This is a genomic window from Tenacibaculum sp. SDUM215027, assembly GCF_050566205.1.
GTDB lineage: Bacteria > Bacteroidota > Bacteroidia > Flavobacteriales > Flavobacteriaceae > Polaribacter.
In genome coordinates, this window is the sequence record NZ_JBNXUE010000004.1 from 258,826 (window position 1) to 278,503 (window position 19,678).

A 19,678-nucleotide genomic window follows, 5' to 3' on the forward strand; every position below is an offset into this window, starting at 1 on the left:
AGTATAAAATTAATAACAAATGAAAAAAGTAATTTTTATCTTATGCCTTCTAGTTGGAGGTTCACAATTAGCGCAAAGTCAAATACAAGGTGGTATTAAAGGTGGTATTAACTACAATTCAGACTCTTTTTCTGATGTAAAAGACGATGTCTTTAATGGAGCCAAAAGTAAAACAGGTTTTCATGCTGGTGCTTGGTTACGCATAAAATTACCTGCTACCGGTTTATATATTAGACCTGAATTGGTATATACACAACTAAGCAACGAAGTTTCTTATGAGCCTGCTGGTTTTACTGCTAAAACAACTACTTATGAAATACAAAAAATAGATATCCCTGTTTTATTAGGTTTAAATTTTTTAAAAATAGGACATGTATTTGCAGGACCTTCTTTTCAGTATATTTTAGATTCTGATTTTGATATTGAGGACCTTAAACAAGTAGATTCTGATGGGTTTTCTGTAGGACTACAATTAGGTGCTGGTGTAGAACTTGGTAAATTAGGTTTAGATGTACGTTGGGAAAGAGCTTTATCTGACACAGAAGCTGAGTTTGTAGATTCTAATGTAGGAAATGTAAATTTCGATACCCGCGTTAATCAAATTATTGTAGGCTTGTCATACAGGTTCTAAAACATTTTAAAGTTTAGATATAAAAAAACCGAAGTTTATTAAACTTCGGTTTTTTTATATGTATTTTTTAAACTCTAAAAAATATCTCTATTTAAGTAATCAGGTACGTTAGGCTTATTAGGATCACTAAAATCATTTGCTGGATTTCCATCTCCATTTTTATCCTCATCTTTAGATAAAACTCCATCCCCATCATCATCGGTATCTAAATAATTAGGAATATTATCTTTATCTGTGTCATCATTTCTAGGATCTCCATCACCATCTGGATCTTCGTTAATGGAAGCTACCCCATCTTGATCGTCATCAGTATCTAGAACTAAATCCCATAACTCAATATAAAAAAGTAATATAGAATTAGGTGCTATAGTAGTTGTTCCTCTATTGGCATAAGCTAATCCAGATGGTATAAACAAAATTCCTTTCCCTCCATTTTCATAGTTAATAGGTCCGCCATTAGTTACATTATTTCCTCCTTTAAAATGAACAAAACTATAAGTCCAACCTCTAATAACATTATTTAAAGAAAACCAAGCAGTGTTTTTATCAAAATCAGGACTTAAACTATCTTTTCTAACTATTCTTTGTCCTCTATATTTAGCATAAACAGAATCCATTACTGTAGGAAAACCTTTATCTTCATCAGGGTCACCAATACTATTTACATAATAATATAATTTATAATTTATATCATTTTCAGTTACTTCCTTAGTTACTAGTTTATCATCATCAAATAATGGAGTTTCCCCATTAGTAATAGGCTTCACCGAGTCTAAGGCTTCATTATAATAATTATTTTTTAAAAACACAACCAACGAGTCGTTATCAATTATAGCCTGTGCTTCATGGTCAAAATTATCAACAGGTGAGTTGCTATCACTTCCACAAGCATACAAAAGAGTACCTACTATGGCAGTGTAAAGTAGATGTTTAAATTTTATCATTTAATTCTGAAATTTTAACGCGCAATTTACCATTTTTATACCTTTGTAAAAAATGAAACGATAAAAATTAACTTTTTATATGAGAATTGACAAATATTTGTGGTGTATTCGCTTATTTAAAACCCGTAGTATTGCCACAGATGCTTGTAAAAAGGGACATGTTAAAATAGAGGGAACTAATCTTAAACCTTCTAAAGAAATATTTGGTAATGAAGAAATAACTATTCGAAAAAACCAAATTAACTATAAAATAAAAGTTTTAGACATTCCTCCTAGTCGTGTAGGTGCTAAATTAGTTGATTTATACAGAAAAGATGTAACTCCTAAAGAAGAGTTTGAAAAGACAGAATTACTAAAGTACTCCAAAGATTACTATCGTAAAAAAGGAACGGGACGCCCTACTAAAAAAGATCGTCGTGATATTGACGATTATTATGATGATTCTAATAAAAATGATGTTAATTTGTAATCCTAAAGTAAGTTTAAACCAGCAAACAAAAATGACTGACACGAACAATATTATTTTAAATAATACTCAAGTTGAACAAAAAATTCGTCGAATAGCCTTTCAAATCTATGAAAGTAATAGTAACGAAACAGAAATTATTATTGCTGGTATTGCTGATAATGGATATTTTTTAGCAGAGAAAATTTCTACTGTCTTAAGTGAAGTTTCTCCCATAAAAATAACTTTATGTAAGGTTTCAATCGATAAGAAAAACCCTATCACCCCAATCACTACTTCTATTAACAGTAAAGAATACCAGAATAAAGCATTAGTTTTAGTAGATGATGTTTTAAATTCAGGAACTACCTTAATATATGGAGTAAAGCACTTTTTAGAAGTTCCTTTAAAACGATTTAAAACTGCTGTGTTAGTTAACAGAAACCATAAAAAGTATCCTGTAAAAGCTGATTTTAAAGGAATATCTTTATCTACGTCTATTAAAGAACATGTAGTTGTAGAGTTTAAAACAAATGAAACAATAGCTTACTTAACCTAATAATTCTTGTAACTCTTCTATAGTGTCATCAATACTTTTATTGTCTACGGTTAATGTATAAGTAGCCTGATTATAATAATAACTTCTTTCAAACAAGTGCTTAGCAACAAATTCTGCTAATTCCTCTTTATTTAAACGGGCTACTAATGGACGTTGACTTTTTTCGTTTCTTAGTCTGTCTACAATTGTATTTATACTTGTTTTTAAGTATACCGACTTCACATCTTTAAAGCTTAATAATACATCCATATTTCCTGCGTAACACGGTGTACCTCCTCCTAGAGATATTATAAAATCTTCTTCTTTTTCTAAAAGTTCTTTTAAAAATACATGTTCCTGTTTTCTAAAATAAATTTCTCCTTTCAATTCAAAGATTTCAGAAACCGTTTTTCCTTCCTTTTTTTCTATATATTCATCTAAATCAATAAACGGAATATGTTTTTTTTCTGCCAAAAATCGTCCAATTGTCGATTTACCGCTAGCCATATACCCTAATAATATAATTTTCATAAACTAGTAATTAAGCAGTTACAAATATGAGTAAAAAATATTACAAAAAAGCTTTTTAGATTTAAAGAACAGTTGTATATTTGCAACCGCTTTCACAAAGAAGCAATGACCGGGTAGCTCAGTTGGTAGAGCATCTCCCTTTTAAGGAGAGGGTCCTGGGTTCGAGCCCCAGCCCGGTCACAAAAAGTTAAGCATATGCTTAACTTTTTTAGTTTATGCACGTATGGCGGAATTGGTAGACGCGCAGGCTTGAGGGGCTTGTTTCCAACGGAAGTGCAGGTTCGACTCCTGTTACGTGCACCATAAAAAAGCACAATACTTTTAAGTATTGTGCTTTTTTATTTCTACAGAGTTTTCCATCAAAAAACTCTAACAAGACTCTCTATAATTAGTATTCAAATCTAGACTATTTAATTTATTAAAATATAAGGAATAAAATAGCCCATAAATATTAGAATATCATAGAAAACCAAATCCATATAATATCAATTTCATATAAAAAAAACAAGGAGGCTAAAAAGCCTCCTTGCATTAAATTTTGTACTGAATTATTTAGTTTAAAATATATGTGTCATAATCTAAATAACAAGTATCTCCTTGAACTATTGTTCTTACACCATTCCATGTTTTATTATGAAAACCATCTCCTACTGTATAATTATCTACATACGGATTATGCCTTGTATAATCTTCCCATTTTTTTGAACTAAGATTATATTCATACTCATTATAAGCCTTTACTCCATCTCTATAAACATAACATCCAGAATCACATTCCCCTATTACAGAAACTATCCTAAAACGTTCACCAGCTTTTGCTTTTACCATAAAATCAATTACTTTTCCATCAGCTACACTTCTTTTTTGGTTAAATTTATAATAATCTAATCCTACATGATCTTCAATTCCGTATCCCCAGTAAATTTTATTCCCTGTTAAATACCAAGTTCCTAATTCTTGATCATACTTTTCTACATAAAATCTACCAAAAAGCTCTCCTCCACTGGTTCCATGATCGGTTCCATATAATGCTACATCTGTTGGATCTACTCTTATTTTATCATAATACACTAAATCACATTCTTTGATAGTATACTCTAAATTTGAACTTACTTTAAAAGGTCTGTTATCATATGTATAATTTACTTTATAAGAAATCGGATATCCTGGATTATCAACTGACACCTCTGCTCCTTCTTTCAGAAAATCAACAACTCTATCTAAATTATTAGCCATAGCTGCTAAAGATGATGCTATTCCAGAAGTAGCATTTCCTCCCAATTGCTTTACTTTAACAGTAGACTCACTAAAAATTGATTTATATCGTGCTTCTAATTCAGCATTTACTTCTGTTCCTACTGATTTATAAGCAAAATTTAATGCTGCTTCAACTTCTTTAGCACTACTACTAGATTCATAAATTAACGTATATAGTTTACCATAAGTTACTGATTCTATATAAGAAGACGGGTTTTGTTGATCTTCACTTACCTCTAAATAATCTGTAACATAAGGTTTTAACCTCTCTGGGGAAACATTATTATTTAACCATCCATTCCCTCCTATAATACCTTCTTTAGGAGACACTGAAGCTGTAAAAAAACGTTGCTTCAAAGTAACTGCATACCTAGTTTTCTGGGTAGAGAAATCTACTCCAAAACTACCGGACACATTAACACTAGGTCCAGAATATCCTGCATTTAAAGAAAGTTGAAATTGTTTTTCATCATGAATTCTTTGAATACTAATATCAAAACTAGCAGGGAAATTAGCTTTACTCTTATAGTAAGCATTTAAAATAGAATTTAAATTATCTTGAACTTTTCCTGGTGTTGGCTCTTCAATTGTTCTTGATGTAGAAGCAGATGTTCCTGACAACACATTCACTCTAACCTCTACAGGGTTTCTATCTTCACCAAAAATAGGTATAGACACTGGAGCTCCTTCTTGTATAGATCTTGCAGCCACCAAATTACCAGGCCATAATAAAGAACTATTAGCATCTAGAATAAAAAAATCTGAATCTGTTTGAGTAAATGACACTTCTTTATCAACACAATTCTCTTCTACAGCTACTCCTTTAGCTTTAGAAGAAGTGTTGTTATACAGTTCACTAATATTTAAATTATGAATACCATCAGGTGTATCTGACGTTATAAATTGAGCTATTTGCTCTTTACTAGAATTTATTTCAGAATTATGTAATAAATCGTCGTTTTGACATGAAATAATTGAAAAAAGGGTTAATCCAAGTATTTTTAGATTTTTCATTTATTTATTTTTTAAATTTAACATTGTACTAATTAAGACCTCGAGGAGTAATTAAACAACTTCAAATACATTTCCCCTACTTTTTTATTTGTTTATTTTAATTTTCCTATACACTATTGTTATTTATTTACATTTTCACCAAGTAAATACACACTTCTTTAGATAGTGGTTAATTTCACAAATTATTAACGCGTACAAAACCTATTATTCTTATTTTCGCTCTATGCAAAAACAATTATTATTCCTAGTAGCAATAGCACTTAGTATGTCTATTCAGGCGCAAGACAAACTAAAAGGGCAAATAATAGACTCTGAATCTAAAAAACCTTTAAGTGCAGCTCATATCTTAAACCTTAATACCGTTGTTGGTACCATAACAAATGAAAAAGGTCACTTTGACCTTGTATCACAAGCAAACGACACTATATTAGTTTCTTATTTAGGGTATTCATCAATAAAACTAAAAATTACAAATGATCTTTTAAAAGGTAATGAAGTTGTAATTTCTTTAGAAGAAAAACCCGAGGAAGTAAAAGAAGTTGTAATTAAATCAACTGAATTAATAGGGGTTTTAGAAGTTGATGTAAAACAAGTTCCAAAAGATCGTTTTACAAGAATACATATTAACGGATTACCACAAACATATGAAGTTGGAAGACCTCAAAAAATATCTTCTCCTATAGCTAAACTGTTAAATCCCGTTGATTTAGTATATAACCTCTTCGGCAAAAAACCTAAACAATTAAAAAAACTTAAAAAGCTTAAAAAAGAAGATGACTTACGTAAAATGTTAGCAGGTAAATTCGATCGTGAGGTAATGATGGAATATTTAGAAATGGATAGAGCAGAGCTAAATAAATTATTATCAGACTGTAACTATTCAGAATACTTTATAAAAAAAGCTAGTGATTTACAACTCATAGAAGCCGTTTTAAACTGCTACGAGAACTATAAAACAGTAAAAAAAGGAAAAATAGAAAGAAATAGAATCCCTGATAAAAATTAATTTTTTTGTTAAAAAAATAGGGTAAGTGATATTTTATCTGTTATATTGTTTATAGATTAACAAATAATTACTTTAAACAATGAGAAAATTCATATTACTATCCTTTATATTTACAATTCTTTTAAGTTGCAGTAAAGATGATAAAATGATACCTAAAGATGGGGATGAACCAGTAGATGAAGTTAAACTAAACAATAAAGAAAATAACTTTGTGTGGAAAGCCATGAACTCATGGTACAATTGGCAAGAAGATGTTCCTAATTTAGCAGATAATAAAGATGATAACACTAATGATTATTACACTTACTTAAACTCATACAGTACTCCTAGTTCTTTATTTGAAAGTCTTAAACATGCAAACGATGACTTTTCCTGGTTTATAGAGGACTATGTTGCACAGCAGCAGCAATTTCAAGGAACATCAAAAACTTTTGGTTTTAGACCTAAACTAGTTCAAGTTGGTACTACTGATTATGTTGTGATGTATATTCAACATGTTTCAAAAAATTCTCCTGCTGATATTGCTGGTTTTAAAAGAGGTGATATTATAAATGCTATTAACGGAACTGTAATGACCATAACCAACTATAAAAGTGTTTTTAATGGTTATTATGAAGAAAATGCAGAGTTTTATTTTACGGAGAAAGATGGAAAAACTCTTAAAGAAAAGAAAGCAATAACACAAGCTGTAGTATCTGATAACCCAGTACATCTAACTAAAGTTTTTGACAACGTTAACGGCAAAAAAGTTGGTTATCTACTTTACAACGGATTCAGGTCCTCTTATAACGATGAGCTAAATGCTGCTTTTGCTGAATTGAAATCTGCAGGTGTTCAAGAATTAATATTGGATTTAAGAATTAATGGTGGTGGTTCTGTACAAACCTCTGCTTACTTAGCGAGTATGATACATGAAGAAGCAGGTAAAGATAAGTTCGCTGAGTTAAAATTTAACAACAAACACCCTCAACAGGACTCTCCTTATTATTTTAGCAATACGTTAAATATTTATGGAACTGATGGAAAAAAAACTAGTGAAGAAACTATCAATAGATTATCTGGTATTAATAAGTTATATGTTTTAACTTCAAATGGTACAGCCTCAGCTAGTGAAATGATTATAAATGGGTTACGCCCTTTTATTGAAGTTAAATTAGTTGGAACTAAAACAGTTGGCAAAAATGAAGGTTCTATTACGTTATACGACTCTCCTACAACTGATTATACTTTTCATGACGGTAAAGGTGTTAATACTTCTCATAAAATGGCTATGCAACCAATTGTTTTTCAAATTTATAATAAGCTTGGTCAAAATGATTATGGTGATGGATTTGAGCCTAATATTTTAATTGAAGAATGGAAACATTGGGATAACATCTTACCTTTTGGTGATGAAAATGAAATTGTACTTAAAACAGCTCTAGATGATATAAGAGGAGTATCTGCTAAGTCCCCTTATGAGGTAAAAAGCTTTGAGCATATTGATATAGAAATCTCTACTAATAAGTTTGAACAAGAAATGTATATTGATAGCCATTACTTTAACAAATAAAAAAAACTATATTAAAAGCAGCAAAAATTTTGCTGCTTTTTTTATGCTTATATTTCATGCAAAAGAACTAAATTTACACCTTTCAAAAACACACACAAACACAACTAATAATGATTCATTTCTTTGGAAACGTAAGCAGTAAAGTATTTGCTGTTCAAACAACAAAAGAATTATCTACAGAAACAATTTCTAAATTAACTTGGTTATTTGGCAACCAACCGAAAATAAATGCGGCGTCTCTTGACGCCTTTTTTGTTGGCCCAAGAGCAGCAATGATTACTCCATGGAGTACCAACGCTGTAGAAATCACTCAAAATATGGGGATTTCTGATATCGTTAGAATAGAAGAATTTGATGCGGTAGCTAATGATTTTTCCGATTTTGACCCCATGATTTCACAAAAGTTCAATGGGTTGCATCAAGAAACATTCACCATTGATATTCAGCCAGAACCTATTTTAGAAATTGATGACATCGCAGCTTATAACGAGCAAGAAGGTTTAGCCTTAAACGATGAAGAAATTACCTATTTAGAAGAAGTTGCTACTAAAATTGGTAGAAAACTAACAGACTCTGAAGTATTTGGATTCTCTCAGGTAAATTCAGAACATTGTCGTCATAAGATTTTCAACGGAACCTTTGTTATAGATGGAGAGGAAATGCCTACTTCTTTATTCAAATTAATTAAAGAAACATCTAAGCAAAATCCAAACGATATTGTTTCTGCTTATAAAGACAATGTAGCTTTTGTTAAAGGTCCAAAAGTAGAGCAATTCGCTCCGAAAAGTGCTGACAAACCTGATTACTACCAAACAAAAGAATTTGAATCTGTAATTTCATTAAAAGCTGAAACACACAATTTTCCTACCACTGTAGAGCCTTTTAATGGTGCTGCTACTGGTTCAGGAGGTGAAATTCGTGATAGATTAGCTGGTGGAAAAGGTTCATTACCTTTAGCAGGAACTGCTGTATACATGACTTCATACTCTCGTTTAGAAGAGAATCGTCCTTGGGAAAAAGGAATGAATGAGCGTAAATGGTTATACCAAACTCCAATGGATATCTTAATCAAAGCTTCTAACGGAGCCTCTGATTTTGGCAATAAATTTGGGCAACCTTTAATCTGTGGTTCAGTTTTAACTTTTGAACACGAAGAAGATGCTCGCAAACTTGGTTTCGATAAAGTAATTATGCAAGCTGGTGGTATTGGATATGGTAAAAAAGAGCAAGCTTTAAAAGATACTCCACAAAAAGGAGATAAAATAGTAATTCTTGGTGGTGAAAACTATCGTATTGGTATGGGAGGAGCTGCGGTTTCTTCTGCTGATACCGGAGAATTCTCAAGTGGAATTGAATTAAATGCAATTCAGCGTTCAAACCCTGAAATGCAAAAACGTGCAGCCAATGCCGTTCGTGGTATGGTAGAAAGTGATGAAAACTTTATTGTTTCTATTCACGATCACGGAGCTGGTGGACACTTAAACTGTTTATCCGAATTAGTTGAAGATACTGGAGGAAAAATAGATTTAGATAAATTACCAGTAGGTGACCCTACTCTATCAGATAAAGAAATTATCGGTAACGAATCACAAGAACGTATGGGATTGGTAATTGCTGAAAAGCATATCGAAACCCTCAATAAAATAGCTGAACGTGAGCGTTCACCAATGTACACGGTTGGTGATGTTACTGGAGATCATCGTTTTACTTTTGAATCTAAAACCAGTGGTAACAAACCAATGGACTTAGCTTTAGAAGATATGTTTGGTAGTTCTCCAAAAACAATCATGACTGATAAAACAGTTGATAGAAACTACACTGACGTAAATTATTCAAAAGAAAACTTCACCAATTATTTAGAACAAGTGTTGCAATTAGAAGCAGTTGCTTGTAAAGATTGGTTAACCAATAAAGTTGACCGTTGTGTTGGTGGAAAAGTAGCGAAACAACAATGTGTTGGTTCTTTACAAATTCCATTAAACAATGTAGGTGTAATGGCATTGGACTATAAAGGAAAAGAAGGTATTGCTACTACGATTGGCCACTCTCCTATTTCTGGGTTAATTGATCCAGAAGCCGGAAGTAAAAACTCAATTGCAGAAGCTTTAACGAATATTGTTTGGGCTCCTTTAAAAGATGGATTACAATCAGTTTCATTATCAGCAAACTGGATGTGGCCTTGTAAAAATGAAGGTGAAGACGCTCGTTTATACAAAGCTGTAAAAGCTATTTCTGAGTTCTCTATTGATTTAGGAATCAATGTTCCAACAGGAAAAGATTCATTATCAATGAAACAGAAATACCCAAATGAAGAAGTTATTTCTCCAGGAACTGTAGTAATTTCTGCAGCGGCTAACTGTAATGATATTACTAAAGTTGTAGAACCAGTTTTACAACCGAACAAAGGAAGTATCTACTATATCAACTTATCGCAAGATGATTTTAAATTAGGAGGAAGTTCGTTTGCTCAAGTAGTAAACAAAATAGGAAACTCCGCTCCTACCATTAATAATAATGAGTTCTTTAAATCTGCATTTAATGTAGTACAAAACTTAATTAAAGAAGGAAAAATCGTTGCAGGTCATGATGTTGCCTCTGGAGGATTGATTACTACTTTATTAGAATTGTGTTTTGCTGATGTAAACATAGGTGCAAACTTAGATTTATCAAGCATAAATGAAGCAGATAGTATTCAATTATTATTTGCTGAAAACTCAGGAATTGTATTCCAAGCAGTTGATAATTCAGTAGAGCAAATTTTAACTGATAACAATATTGAATTCTTTACTATCGGTTCTGTAACAGAATCTGATCGATTAAATATTAAAAATGGTTCTGATGTTTTTGCTTTATCTATTTCTGAATTAAGAGATACATGGTATAAAACATCATATTTATTAGATCAAAAGCAAACTGCAAACGATTTAGCTAAAGATCGTTTTGATAATTATAAAAATCAACCATTAAAATATACATTCCCAACTCACTTTACAGGAAAATTAGCTGATACCGTTGGAAATGTAACTAACAGACCAAAATCTGCAATCATTCGTGAAAAAGGTTCGAACTCTGAACGTGAAATGGCGAATGCTATGTATTTAGCTGGATTTGATGTTAAAGATGTTCACATGACTGATTTAATTTCAGGTCGTGAAACTTTAGAAGATATTCAGTTTATAGGTGCTGTTGGAGGTTTTTCAAACTCTGATGTATTAGGATCTGCTAAAGGATGGGCTGGTGCATTTTTATATAATGAAAAAGCAAATGCTGCTTTAAAAAATTTCTTCAATAGAGAAGATACACTTTCTGTAGGAATTTGTAACGGTTGTCAATTGTTTATGGAATTAGAGTTGATTACACCAGAGCATAATAAACATGGTAAGCTGCTTCACAATGAATCAAAAAAGCATGAAAGTTCGTTTACATCTGTAAAAGTTCAAGAAAATAATTCAATAATGTTATCTAGTTTAGCTGGAACTGAATTAGGGGTTTGGATTTCTCATGGAGAAGGAAAATTCAATTTACCAGAAACTGAAAACAATTATAATATTGTTGCGAAGTATGGTTATGAAGGATATCCTAATAATCCAAATGGATCAGATTATAACACAGCAATGATGTGCGACAAAACTGGTCGTCATTTAGTAACAATGCCACATATTGAACGTTCAACTTTCCAATGGAATTGGGCTTATTACCCACAAGACAGACAAGATGAAGTTTCTCCTTGGTTAGAAGCTTTTGTAAACGCAAGAAAATGGATAGAGAATAAAAAGTAAGTATAAATACTATTTTATCGTATAATATAAAGCACTCTGTAAACAGGGTGCTTTCTTTTTTTTACAAAAGTGAACAAACGATTCGTTAATTTACATTTGTTAATGAGTTGTTTTTAATTACAATTGTAATAAACTTCTTGAATTATAACTATTACAACACTATTTTATACATATAGAAGTATAATTAGCTCTTTTTAATTATCAAGCTTATAAGCTAAATAGTTTTAGAGTGATTATATAAGCTGAATGCTATTTTTACACTGATTTTAAAGGATTTAAATAAAACTATGAAAAGAAGTCTACTATTTATAGGTATAAAGCATTATTATTTATTTTAAAAGCATAAAACAAGCTATTAATAAGCCAAGAAAGGTATTATAATGATTATTGTTAGGTTAATTTACATTACTAAACACCCTAAAGACCTGTATTTTAGCAATTACAATTGTAATTACGCAAATCTACTTACTATATAATATTTTTCTATACTTAACACATAAATAACTGTATTTAAGCAAGTTACGTGCTATTACTTAAAGTACTTTATGGTGTTTATTTTGGTGAAGTTGAAAAAAAATGTGTTTTTTCTTGTTTACAATTATAAAACACTATATATTTACAAACGTAAACAACCCCTAATGTTTACATAAGTAAACAAATGATAGAAAGACTAAAACTAATATTAGATTATTACAATTTATCGGCGTCAAGTTTTGCAGATAAAATTGATGTACCAAGGTCTAGCATTTCTCACCTATTATCAGGAAGAAATAAACCGAGTCTAGATTTTATTATAAAAGTTGAAACGGCTTTTGATGAAGTTGACCTTAATTGGTTAGTATATGGTAAAGGCTATTTTCCAAAAAATACAGAAAATCACAAAAAAGAGATAAAAATAGAGAAAAGTGAAGCTCCTTCTCTGTTTAATGAAAATCCTGTATTTGACCAAGAATCCGGAAAAAAATCAAATACGCAATTCTCAGAGAACACTTCAAAACAAAAAGAATCTGCCGCTTTTAGAGAAATTAAAAACATTTTGGTTTTATATGACGATGGAACCTTTGAAGATTACAAAAAAAGATAATAGTATAAATGATTCCCTAACAATCCCCTAAGAATTTAATGTGCTATAAAATTAAAATAACCCCTCGGTATTTGTTTCCCCTAACAAACCGTTTGGATTTTATAAATCATTAATAACTAAACTCCCCTAAGACTTATTTCCCCTTTGAGTTGAGTTTAGAAATTTGTCCCCCAAGGCAAACCCCTCGTGCTTGCCCCCTTACAAGCAAACTAAACCCCTTAAATAAAAAAAGGCCTGTATTATAAAAAATAATACAGGCTTTTTTGTTTATAAAATATGTAAGATTTTATGTCAACATTCCTCCATCAACAGATAAAGTTTGTCCAGTAATATATGAACTCATATCTGATGCTAGAAAAACACAAGCGTTTGCAATATCTTGTGGTGAACCTCCTCTTTTTAAAGGAATTTCATTCCTCCATCCTTCAACAACTTTTTCATCTAATTTTGCTGTCATCTCAGTCTCAATAAATCCTGGAGCAACAACATTACTACGAATATTACGAGAACCTAGCTCTAAAGCAACAGATTTTGAAAATCCTAAAATTCCTGCTTTTGATGCTGCATAATTTGCTTGACCTGCATTTCCTTTTAATCCAACAACGGAACTCATATTAATAATAGAGCCCGCTCGTTGTTTCATCATAGGACGAATTACTGCTTTTGTTAAATTAAAAACAGATTTTAAATTTACTTCAATAACTTTATCAAAATCATCTTCAGAAATACGCATTAATAAATTGTCTTTAGTAATACCTGCATTGTTCACCAACACGTCAATTGTTCCGAATTCTTCTAAAACATTTTTTGCTAATTCTTGGGCTGCATCAAATTCAGCTGCATTTGATTGATAACCTTTTGCTTTTACTCCCAATGCTTTCAACTCATTTTCTAATGCAGTTGCTGCTTCAACAGAAGAGTTAAAAGTAAATGCAACATTACATCCTTGATTTGCAAACTCTAACGCAATTCCTCTACCAATTCCTCTAGTCGCACCAGTAATAATTGCTGTTTTATTTTCTAAAAGTTTCATTTATTAGTTGTTTTAATAAGTCAAATATAAAAATAAATTCCCGTTAAAAACGGGAATTTATTTTTATATGTATATGTTTATTATGCTAAAACCTTAGCTACCATTTCTCCAATTTTAGCAGGAGACTCTACAACGTGTACTCCATTTTCAGCTAAAATCTTCATTTTTGCTTGTGCAGTATCATCAGCTCCACCTACAATTGCCCCGGCATGTCCCATTGTTCTACCTGCTGGTGCAGTTTGTCCAGCAATAAAACCAACAACTGGTTTACGGTTACCATCAGCTTTAATCCAACGAGCAGCTTCTGCCTCTAAGTTTCCTCCAATTTCACCAATCATAACGATTGCTTCAGTTTCATCATCATTCATTAATAACTCAACAGCTTCTTTGGTAGTAGTTCCAATAATTGGATCTCCACCAATACCAATAGCAGTAGTAATTCCGTATCCTTGTTTTACAACTTGATCAGCAGCTTCATATGTTAAAGTCCCTGATTTAGAAACGATACCTACTTTACCTTTCTTGAAGATAAATCCTGGCATAATTCCAACTTTTGCCTCTTCTGGAGTAATTACACCTGGACAGTTAGGACCTACTAAAGTACAATCTAACTGATCAATATATGCTTTTACTTTTACCATGTCTGCAGTAGGAATTCCTTCAGTAATACAGATAATTACTTTAATTCCAGCTTCAGCAGCTTCCATAATAGCGTCAGCAGCAAATGCTGGTGGCACAAAAATAATTGAAGTATCAGCTCCTGCCTTTTTTACAGCTTCATCAACTGTGTTAAAAACTGGTTTACCTAAATGCTCCTGACCTCCTTTACCTGGTGTTACTCCTCCTACTACGTTGGTACCGTAATCAATCATTTGGCCTGCGTGGAAAGTTCCTTCACTACCAGTAAAACCTTGAACTATAATTTTTGAATCTTTATTTACTAAAACACTCATTGGTTTGTTTTTATTTTATTTTAAGCTTCACAAAAATAACTTTTTGTAATCGATTTGTAAAACTTTTATTTCTTTTTTTGTTCTTTTAAAAATTGTTTTATTTCAGCTAATTCTTTTAACTTCTCTCTCGACTCTGAAATTGGAGTTCCGAAATATGATTTACCTCCTGATACCGATTTTGTTACTCCTGTTTGGCCAAGTATAACCGCTCCTTTACCAATAGTAATTCCGCTATTTGTTCCTACTTGCCCCCAAATAGTAACTTCATCTTCAATAATAACACAGCCTGCAATTCCTGTTTGTGATGCTATTAAACATTTTTCACCAATAGCCGTATCATGTCCAACATGAACTTGGTTATCAATTTTTGTTCCTTTACCTATGGTGGTATCTCCTGTTACACCTTTATCAATGGTACATGAAGCTCCTAAATCTACATTATCTTCAAGAACAACTCTTCCTCCTGATAGTAATTTATCAAAACCTTCCGGTCTGTTTTTATAATAAAATGCATCTGCACCTAAAACAGTATTTGCATGTATGGTTACATTATTTCCAATAACTGTATTACTATAAATTGTTACGTTTGGGTGAATTAAACAGTCTTCTCCAATTACTACATTGTCTCCTATAAAAACGTTAGGTTGTATAATTGTGTTTTGACCTATAATTGCTGATTCAGCAATACTACTTTTTGAAGCTATAAAAGGGTTAAAATATTTCGTTATTTTATTGAAGTCTCTAAAAGGGTCATCAGAAATCAATAATGATTTCCCTTTTGGGCAATCTACTTTTTTGTTTATTAATACTGTAGTCGCTGCTGAGTTTAATGCTTTATCGTAATATTTTGGATGATCAACAAAAACAATATCTCCTATTTCAACAACATGAATTTCATTAATCCCTGTAATAGGAAAACTTTTCTCTCCAACAAATTCAATATTTAATAGCTCTGCTATTTGCCCTAATGTTTGAGGTTGTTTAAATTTCATCTTTAAAAAGAAATTCCCGCTAAAGCGGGAATATTAAGTTTATTCTTTGATACGCTCTGTATAAGCTCCTTTTTCTGTATCTATTTTAATCTTGTCTCCTTCATTTATAAATAAAGGTACATTGATTCTTGCTCCTGTTTCCACAGTAGCTGGTTTTGTAGCATTTGTTGCTGTATTACCTTTTACACCTGGCTCAGTATGAGTTACTTCTAAAATAACATGTGATGGCATTTCTACTGATAATGGCATATTATCTTCTGTATTAATTAAGATAGTAACCACTTCTCCTTCTTTCATTAAATCTGGTGCATCTAATGTTGATTTTTGAAGTGTTATTTGATTATAATCTTCTGTATTCATGAAGTGATACGTGTCTCCTTCTGGATATAAATACTGAAATTTATGTGTTTCTACACGTACATCTTCTATTTTATGACCTGCTGAAAAAGTATTGTCTATCACTTTACCTGAAGTTACACTTTTAAGTTTTGTACGAACGAAAGCTGGTCCTTTACCTGGTTTTACATGTAAAAACTCAATGATTTTAAATATATCGTGATTATATTTTATACATAATCCTTTTTTAATATCTGATGTTGATGCCATTTATTTGATCTTTATGTTGCTGCTCTTATAAGTGCAATTTGAATAATTAATTTGTTTTAAAATATCCTTTCATTATTCCACGATGCGAATCTTTGATAAACTGAATGATTTCATCTCTCTCTGAAGTAGCTTCCATTTCAGCTTCAATAATATCTATTGCTTGGGAATTATTATAGTTTTTTTGAAATAAAATACGGTAAATATCTTGAACTTCTCTAATTTTTTCAGTTGTAAAACCTCTTCTTCTTAATCCTACTGAATTAATTCCCACATATGATAAAGGTTCTCTTGCTGCCTTTACAAAAGGAGGTACATCTTTACGAACTAACGATCCTCCAGTTACAAAAGCATGATTACCAACTGAGGCAAATTGATGTACAGCTACCATACCTGCAAGTACTACATTATCTCCTACAGTTACGTGACCTGCTAAAGTTGAATTATTTGAAAAAATACAATTATCTCCCACTCTACAATCGTGTGCAATGTGACAATACGCCATTATTAAGCAATTATCTCCAATAACAGTTTTCATTCTGTCTGAAGTTCCTCTATTAATGGTAACACATTCTCGTATAGTAACATTATCTCCTATTTCTACAATTGTATCCTCATCATTATACTTTAAATCTTGAGGAATTGCTGAAATAACAGCTCCTGAAAAAATTCGACAATTTTTACCGATGCGCGCACCTTCCATAATAGTTACATTAGAACCTATCCATGTTCCTGAGCCTATTTCTACATTCGCATGAATCGTTGTAAAAGGTTCTATAACTACATTACGAGCTATTTTTGCTTGGGGGTGTACGTACGCAAGTGGTTGATTCATATTATTTTACTTTACTTTTGAAATTTGTGCCATTAACTCTGCTTCACACACTAACTTTCCATTAGCATAAGCGTAAGATTGCATATGACAAATACCTCTACGGATTGGCGCAATTAATTCTGCTTTAAAAATTAAAGTATCACCTGGTAATACTTTTTGCTTAAATTTAACATTATCCATCTTCATGAAATATGTTAAGTAGTTTTCAGGATCTGGAACTGTGTTTAATACTAAAACTCCTCCACACTGTGCCATTGCCTCTACTTGAAGAACTCCGGGCATTACTGGTGCTCCAGGAAAATGTCCTACGAAAAAATTCTCGTTCATAGTAACATTCTTCATTCCAACCACATGTTTATCAGATAGTTCAATAATCCTATCAATTAATAAAAACGGCGGTCTGTGAGGTAATATATCCATTATTTTATGGATGTCCATTAATGGTGGTTGATTCAAATCATAAGAAGGAACATTATTTCTTTTTTCCTTTTTTATAATTTTAGCTAACTTCTTCGCAAATGCAGTATTTACTGAATGTCCTGGCTTGTTTGCAATTACTTTCCCTTTGATACGAGTACCTGTTAAAGCTAAGTCTCCAACCACGTCTAACAATTTATGACGCGCAGCTTCATTAGCCCAGTGTAATGTTAAATTATCTAATACTCCGTTAGGTTTTACAGTAATGTTATCTTTATTAAAGGCCTTTTTAAGCTTTTCCATTGTACTCTCAGACAATTCCTTGTCTACATAAACAATAGCGTTGTTTAAGTCTCCTCCTTTAATTAAATCATTTTCCAATAACATTTCAATTTCATGTAAAAAACTAAATGTTCTTGCTGCTGATATTTCTTCTTTAAAATCAGAAATTTTATTTAATGTAGCATTTTGAGTTCCTAGAATTTTAGTTCCAAAGTCTACCATGGTAGTTACTTGGTACTCTTCTGATGGCATTAAAATAATTTCACTTCCTGTTACTTCATCTTTATATGAGATAATTTCTTTTACCACATACTCTTCTATTTCTGCTTCTTGTTCAATAATTTCAGCCTTCTCTAAAGCTTCTATAAAAAACTTAGAAGACCCGTCCATTATTGGAGGCTCAGAAGCGTTAATTTCTATCAATAAGTTATCAATATCTAAACCAACAGCTGCTGCTAAAACGTGTTCAGAAGTTTGTATTTGAACTCCGTTTTTTTCAAGATTTGTTCCTCTTTGCGTATTTGTTACATAATCCGCTTTCGCTTCTATTATTGGTTCTCCTTCTAAATCAACTCGCTTAAAAGCAAATCCGTGATTTTCTGGTGCTGGTTTAAAAACCATTGTTACCTCATTACCAGTGTGTAGTCCAACGCCTGATAATGTAACTTCTTTTTGTATTGTTTTTTGTTTCTTACTCATTTTTTATTTTTTGAGCCTTCAACTCTTTTTCTATTTTATGTAGTGTAGATGCTAATTTTGGTAAGTTCTTAAAGTGTACGTAAGACTTACTATAGTCTGAATAACCAAAAGCTGGAGACCCTTGTACAACTTCTTCATCTTTTAAACTTTTTCCTATTCCTGATTGAGCTTGGATTTTTACATTGTTTCCAATAGTTATATGGCCTACAATACCTACTTGACCTCCAATCATACAGTTCTTTCCTATTTTGGTAGACCCTGCAATTCCTGTTTGGGAAGCTATCACTGTATTTTTACCTATTTCAACATTATGAGCTATTTGAATTTGGTTATCCAATTTTACTCCTTTACGGATTATTGTTGATCCTAGAGTAGCTCTATCAATAGTTGAATTAGATCCTACATCAACATTATCTTCTATAATAACGTTTCCTATTTGTGGTATTGCTTTATATTCTCCATTTTCATTTGGTGCGAAACCAAAACCATCTGCTCCTATTACTGTTCCTGAATGAATTTTACAATTCTTTCCTATTACAGTTTCTGAATATATCTTTACTCCTGCAAAAACAACTGTATTATCTCCAATTGTTACATTATCTCCAATGTAAGAATTAGGGTATATTTTTACATTGTTACCTAATACCACATTCTCTCCAATATAGGCATAAGCTCCAATATACTCATTATCACCTATGGTTACTGAATCAGCTATAAAGTGAGGGTTTTCTCTCCCTACTTTATTGTTCTTTACCTCATTATAAAACTCTAAGAGTTTTGAAAATGATTTATATGCATCTTCAACCTTTATCAAAGTTGTTTCTATTTCCTTTTCAAGAACAAAACTCTTATTTACAATAGCTACTGATGCTTGGGTTGTATATATATATGAGTTATACTTAGGATTAGATAAAAAGGTTAATGAACCTGTTGTACCTTCTTCTATCTTAGAAAGTGTAGATACTTCAGCTTCTGGATTTCCTTCAATCTCTCCTTCTAAAATATCGGCTATTTGTTTTGCTGTAAATTTCATTATCTGCAAAAGTAATTATTTTTGTTCAAATACCTCTTGATTAGAGTTTG

General features: G+C 31.6%; 17 protein-coding genes and 2 tRNA genes. 9 read left to right on the forward strand and 10 right to left on the reverse strand.

All coding sequences use genetic code 11. The annotated features are described in order from the left end of the window. Positions 1-19: 19 nt before the first annotated feature. Positions 20-631, forward strand: coding sequence for a porin family protein (locus ACQYZ7_RS11215; RefSeq protein WP_430729834.1), 612 nt, complete (start codon positions 20-22; stop codon positions 629-631). Positions 632-705: 74 nt separating this feature from the next. Here ACQYZ7_RS11215 and ACQYZ7_RS11220 read toward each other — a convergent pair whose 3' ends face one another. Further along, positions 706-1,575 carry an FKBP-type peptidyl-prolyl cis-trans isomerase gene (locus ACQYZ7_RS11220; RefSeq protein WP_430729835.1) on the reverse strand — a complete coding sequence of 290 codons (870 nt, stop codon included), beginning with the start codon at positions 1,573-1,575 and terminating at the stop codon, positions 706-708. 79 nt (positions 1,576-1,654) lie between these two features. Here ACQYZ7_RS11220 and ACQYZ7_RS11225 point away from each other — a divergent pair, with 79 nt between their 5' ends. Together ACQYZ7_RS11225 and ACQYZ7_RS11230 are read left to right on the forward strand one after the other, a co-directional pair. Then, positions 1,655-2,044 carry an RNA-binding S4 domain-containing protein gene (locus tag ACQYZ7_RS11225; RefSeq protein ID WP_430729836.1) on the forward strand — a complete coding sequence of 130 codons (390 nt, stop codon included), beginning with the start codon at positions 1,655-1,657 and terminating at the stop codon, positions 2,042-2,044. Between the two features lie 31 nt (positions 2,045-2,075). Beyond that, positions 2,076-2,579, forward strand: coding sequence for a phosphoribosyltransferase domain-containing protein (locus tag ACQYZ7_RS11230; RefSeq protein WP_430729837.1), 504 nt, complete (start codon positions 2,076-2,078; stop codon positions 2,577-2,579). On the opposite strand, the gene ACQYZ7_RS11235 is transcribed toward ACQYZ7_RS11230, so the two are convergent. Continuing rightward, positions 2,571-3,089 carry a shikimate kinase gene (locus tag ACQYZ7_RS11235; protein WP_430729838.1) on the reverse strand — a complete coding sequence of 173 codons (519 nt, stop codon included), beginning with the start codon at positions 3,087-3,089 and terminating at the stop codon, positions 2,571-2,573. The two genes, ACQYZ7_RS11230 and ACQYZ7_RS11235, sit on opposite strands and share 9 nt — an antisense overlap. A gap of 107 nt (positions 3,090-3,196) precedes the next feature. On the opposite strand from ACQYZ7_RS11235, the gene ACQYZ7_RS11240 reads away from it, so the two are divergent. After that, a tRNA-Lys gene (locus ACQYZ7_RS11240) sits at positions 3,197-3,269 on the forward strand. A 37-nt stretch (positions 3,270-3,306) separates the two neighbouring features. After that, positions 3,307-3,392, forward strand: a tRNA-Leu gene (locus tag ACQYZ7_RS11245). A 249-nt stretch (positions 3,393-3,641) separates the two neighbouring features. Here ACQYZ7_RS11245 and ACQYZ7_RS11250 read toward each other — a convergent pair. Then, positions 3,642-5,360: a thiol-activated cytolysin family protein gene (locus ACQYZ7_RS11250; RefSeq protein ID WP_430729839.1), complete on the reverse strand. Its 1,719-nt coding sequence runs from the start codon at positions 5,358-5,360 to the stop codon at positions 3,642-3,644. 223 nt (positions 5,361-5,583) lie between these two features. On the opposite strand from ACQYZ7_RS11250, the gene ACQYZ7_RS11255 reads away from it, so the two are divergent. The 4 genes from ACQYZ7_RS11255 to ACQYZ7_RS11270 all read left to right on the forward strand — a co-directional run bounded on the left by ACQYZ7_RS11255 (position 5,584) and on the right by ACQYZ7_RS11270 (position 12,781). Beyond that, a complete protein-coding gene (locus ACQYZ7_RS11255; RefSeq protein WP_430729840.1) occupies positions 5,584-6,366 on the forward strand; it encodes a carboxypeptidase-like regulatory domain-containing protein in 783 nt (260 codons plus the stop codon). Positions 6,367-6,445: 79 nt separating this feature from the next. Beyond that, complete coding sequence (locus tag ACQYZ7_RS11260; protein WP_430729841.1) at positions 6,446-7,918, forward strand: S41 family peptidase; 1,473 nt, start codon at positions 6,446-6,448, stop codon at positions 7,916-7,918. 110 nt (positions 7,919-8,028) lie between these two features. Further along, positions 8,029-11,697, forward strand: coding sequence for a phosphoribosylformylglycinamidine synthase (purL, locus tag ACQYZ7_RS11265; protein ID WP_430729842.1), 3,669 nt, complete (start codon positions 8,029-8,031; stop codon positions 11,695-11,697). Between the two features lie 658 nt (positions 11,698-12,355). After that, a complete protein-coding gene (locus ACQYZ7_RS11270; protein ID WP_430729843.1) occupies positions 12,356-12,781 on the forward strand; it encodes a helix-turn-helix domain-containing protein in 426 nt (141 codons plus the stop codon). Positions 12,782-13,067: 286 nt separating this feature from the next. On the opposite strand, the gene fabG is transcribed toward ACQYZ7_RS11270, so the two are convergent. The 7 genes from fabG to lpxD all read right to left on the reverse strand — a co-directional run bounded on the left by fabG (position 13,068) and on the right by lpxD (position 19,628). Then, on the reverse strand, positions 13,068-13,814 hold the full coding sequence (fabG, locus tag ACQYZ7_RS11275) for a 3-oxoacyl-[acyl-carrier-protein] reductase (protein ID WP_430729844.1): 747 nt from the start codon (positions 13,812-13,814) through the stop codon (positions 13,068-13,070). An 80-nt stretch (positions 13,815-13,894) separates the two neighbouring features. Further along, positions 13,895-14,767, reverse strand: coding sequence for a succinate--CoA ligase subunit alpha (gene sucD / locus ACQYZ7_RS11280; protein WP_430729845.1), 873 nt, complete (start codon positions 14,765-14,767; stop codon positions 13,895-13,897). Between the two features lie 65 nt (positions 14,768-14,832). Beyond that, a complete protein-coding gene (locus ACQYZ7_RS11285) occupies positions 14,833-15,759 on the reverse strand; it encodes a UDP-3-O-(3-hydroxymyristoyl)glucosamine N-acyltransferase (RefSeq protein WP_430729846.1) in 927 nt (308 codons plus the stop codon). Positions 15,760-15,798: 39 nt separating this feature from the next. After that, entirely contained in the window at positions 15,799-16,365 is a 567-nt protein-coding gene (gene efp, locus ACQYZ7_RS11290) for an elongation factor P (protein WP_303508284.1), read from the reverse strand. A gap of 46 nt (positions 16,366-16,411) precedes the next feature. Then, positions 16,412-17,197 carry an acyl-ACP--UDP-N-acetylglucosamine O-acyltransferase gene (gene lpxA, locus ACQYZ7_RS11295; RefSeq protein WP_430729847.1) on the reverse strand — a complete coding sequence of 262 codons (786 nt, stop codon included), beginning with the start codon at positions 17,195-17,197 and terminating at the stop codon, positions 16,412-16,414. 6 nt (positions 17,198-17,203) lie between these two features. Continuing rightward, complete coding sequence (locus ACQYZ7_RS11300; RefSeq protein ID WP_430729848.1) at positions 17,204-18,595, reverse strand: bifunctional UDP-3-O-[3-hydroxymyristoyl] N-acetylglucosamine deacetylase/3-hydroxyacyl-ACP dehydratase; 1,392 nt, start codon at positions 18,593-18,595, stop codon at positions 17,204-17,206. After that, positions 18,588-19,628: a UDP-3-O-(3-hydroxymyristoyl)glucosamine N-acyltransferase gene (lpxD, locus tag ACQYZ7_RS11305; protein ID WP_430729921.1), complete on the reverse strand. Its 1,041-nt coding sequence runs from the start codon at positions 19,626-19,628 to the stop codon at positions 18,588-18,590. The genes ACQYZ7_RS11300 and lpxD overlap by 8 nt, the downstream gene beginning before the upstream one ends. Positions 19,629-19,678 lie beyond the last annotated feature (50 nt).

What these genes read in the sequence shown, in the direction of transcription:
- ACQYZ7_RS11255 (WP_430729840.1), top strand. Translation starts at nt 5,584, where the DNA reads ATGCAAAAACAATTATTATTCCTAGTAGCAATAGCACTTAGTATGTCT.
- ACQYZ7_RS11285 (WP_430729846.1), bottom strand. Translation starts at nt 15,759, where the DNA reads ATGAAATTTAAACAACCTCAAACATTAGGGCAAATAGCAGAGCTATTA.
- ACQYZ7_RS11225 (WP_430729836.1), top strand. Translation starts at nt 1,655, where the DNA reads ATGAGAATTGACAAATATTTGTGGTGTATTCGCTTATTTAAAACCCGT.
- ACQYZ7_RS11260 (WP_430729841.1), top strand. Translation starts at nt 6,446, where the DNA reads ATGAGAAAATTCATATTACTATCCTTTATATTTACAATTCTTTTAAGT.
- ACQYZ7_RS11250 (WP_430729839.1), bottom strand. Translation starts at nt 5,360, where the DNA reads ATGAAAAATCTAAAAATACTTGGATTAACCCTTTTTTCAATTATTTCA.
- ACQYZ7_RS11215 (WP_430729834.1), top strand. Translation starts at nt 20, where the DNA reads ATGAAAAAAGTAATTTTTATCTTATGCCTTCTAGTTGGAGGTTCACAA.
- ACQYZ7_RS11220 (WP_430729835.1), bottom strand. Translation starts at nt 1,575, where the DNA reads ATGATAAAATTTAAACATCTACTTTACACTGCCATAGTAGGTACTCTT.
- ACQYZ7_RS11230 (WP_430729837.1), top strand. Translation starts at nt 2,076, where the DNA reads ATGACTGACACGAACAATATTATTTTAAATAATACTCAAGTTGAACAA.
- ACQYZ7_RS11300 (WP_430729848.1), bottom strand. Translation starts at nt 18,595, where the DNA reads ATGAGTAAGAAACAAAAAACAATACAAAAAGAAGTTACATTATCAGGC.
- purL (WP_430729842.1), top strand. Translation starts at nt 8,029, where the DNA reads ATGATTCATTTCTTTGGAAACGTAAGCAGTAAAGTATTTGCTGTTCAA.
- lpxA (WP_430729847.1), bottom strand. Translation starts at nt 17,197, where the DNA reads ATGAATCAACCACTTGCGTACGTACACCCCCAAGCAAAAATAGCTCGT.
- sucD (WP_430729845.1), bottom strand. Translation starts at nt 14,767, where the DNA reads ATGAGTGTTTTAGTAAATAAAGATTCAAAAATTATAGTTCAAGGTTTT.
- fabG (WP_430729844.1), bottom strand. Translation starts at nt 13,814, where the DNA reads ATGAAACTTTTAGAAAATAAAACAGCAATTATTACTGGTGCGACTAGA.
- lpxD (WP_430729921.1), bottom strand. Translation starts at nt 19,628, where the DNA reads ATGAAATTTACAGCAAAACAAATAGCCGATATTTTAGAAGGAGAGATT.
- ACQYZ7_RS11235 (WP_430729838.1), bottom strand. Translation starts at nt 3,089, where the DNA reads ATGAAAATTATATTATTAGGGTATATGGCTAGCGGTAAATCGACAATT.
- ACQYZ7_RS11270 (WP_430729843.1), top strand. Translation starts at nt 12,356, where the DNA reads ATGATAGAAAGACTAAAACTAATATTAGATTATTACAATTTATCGGCG.
- efp (WP_303508284.1), bottom strand. Translation starts at nt 16,365, where the DNA reads ATGGCATCAACATCAGATATTAAAAAAGGATTATGTATAAAATATAAT.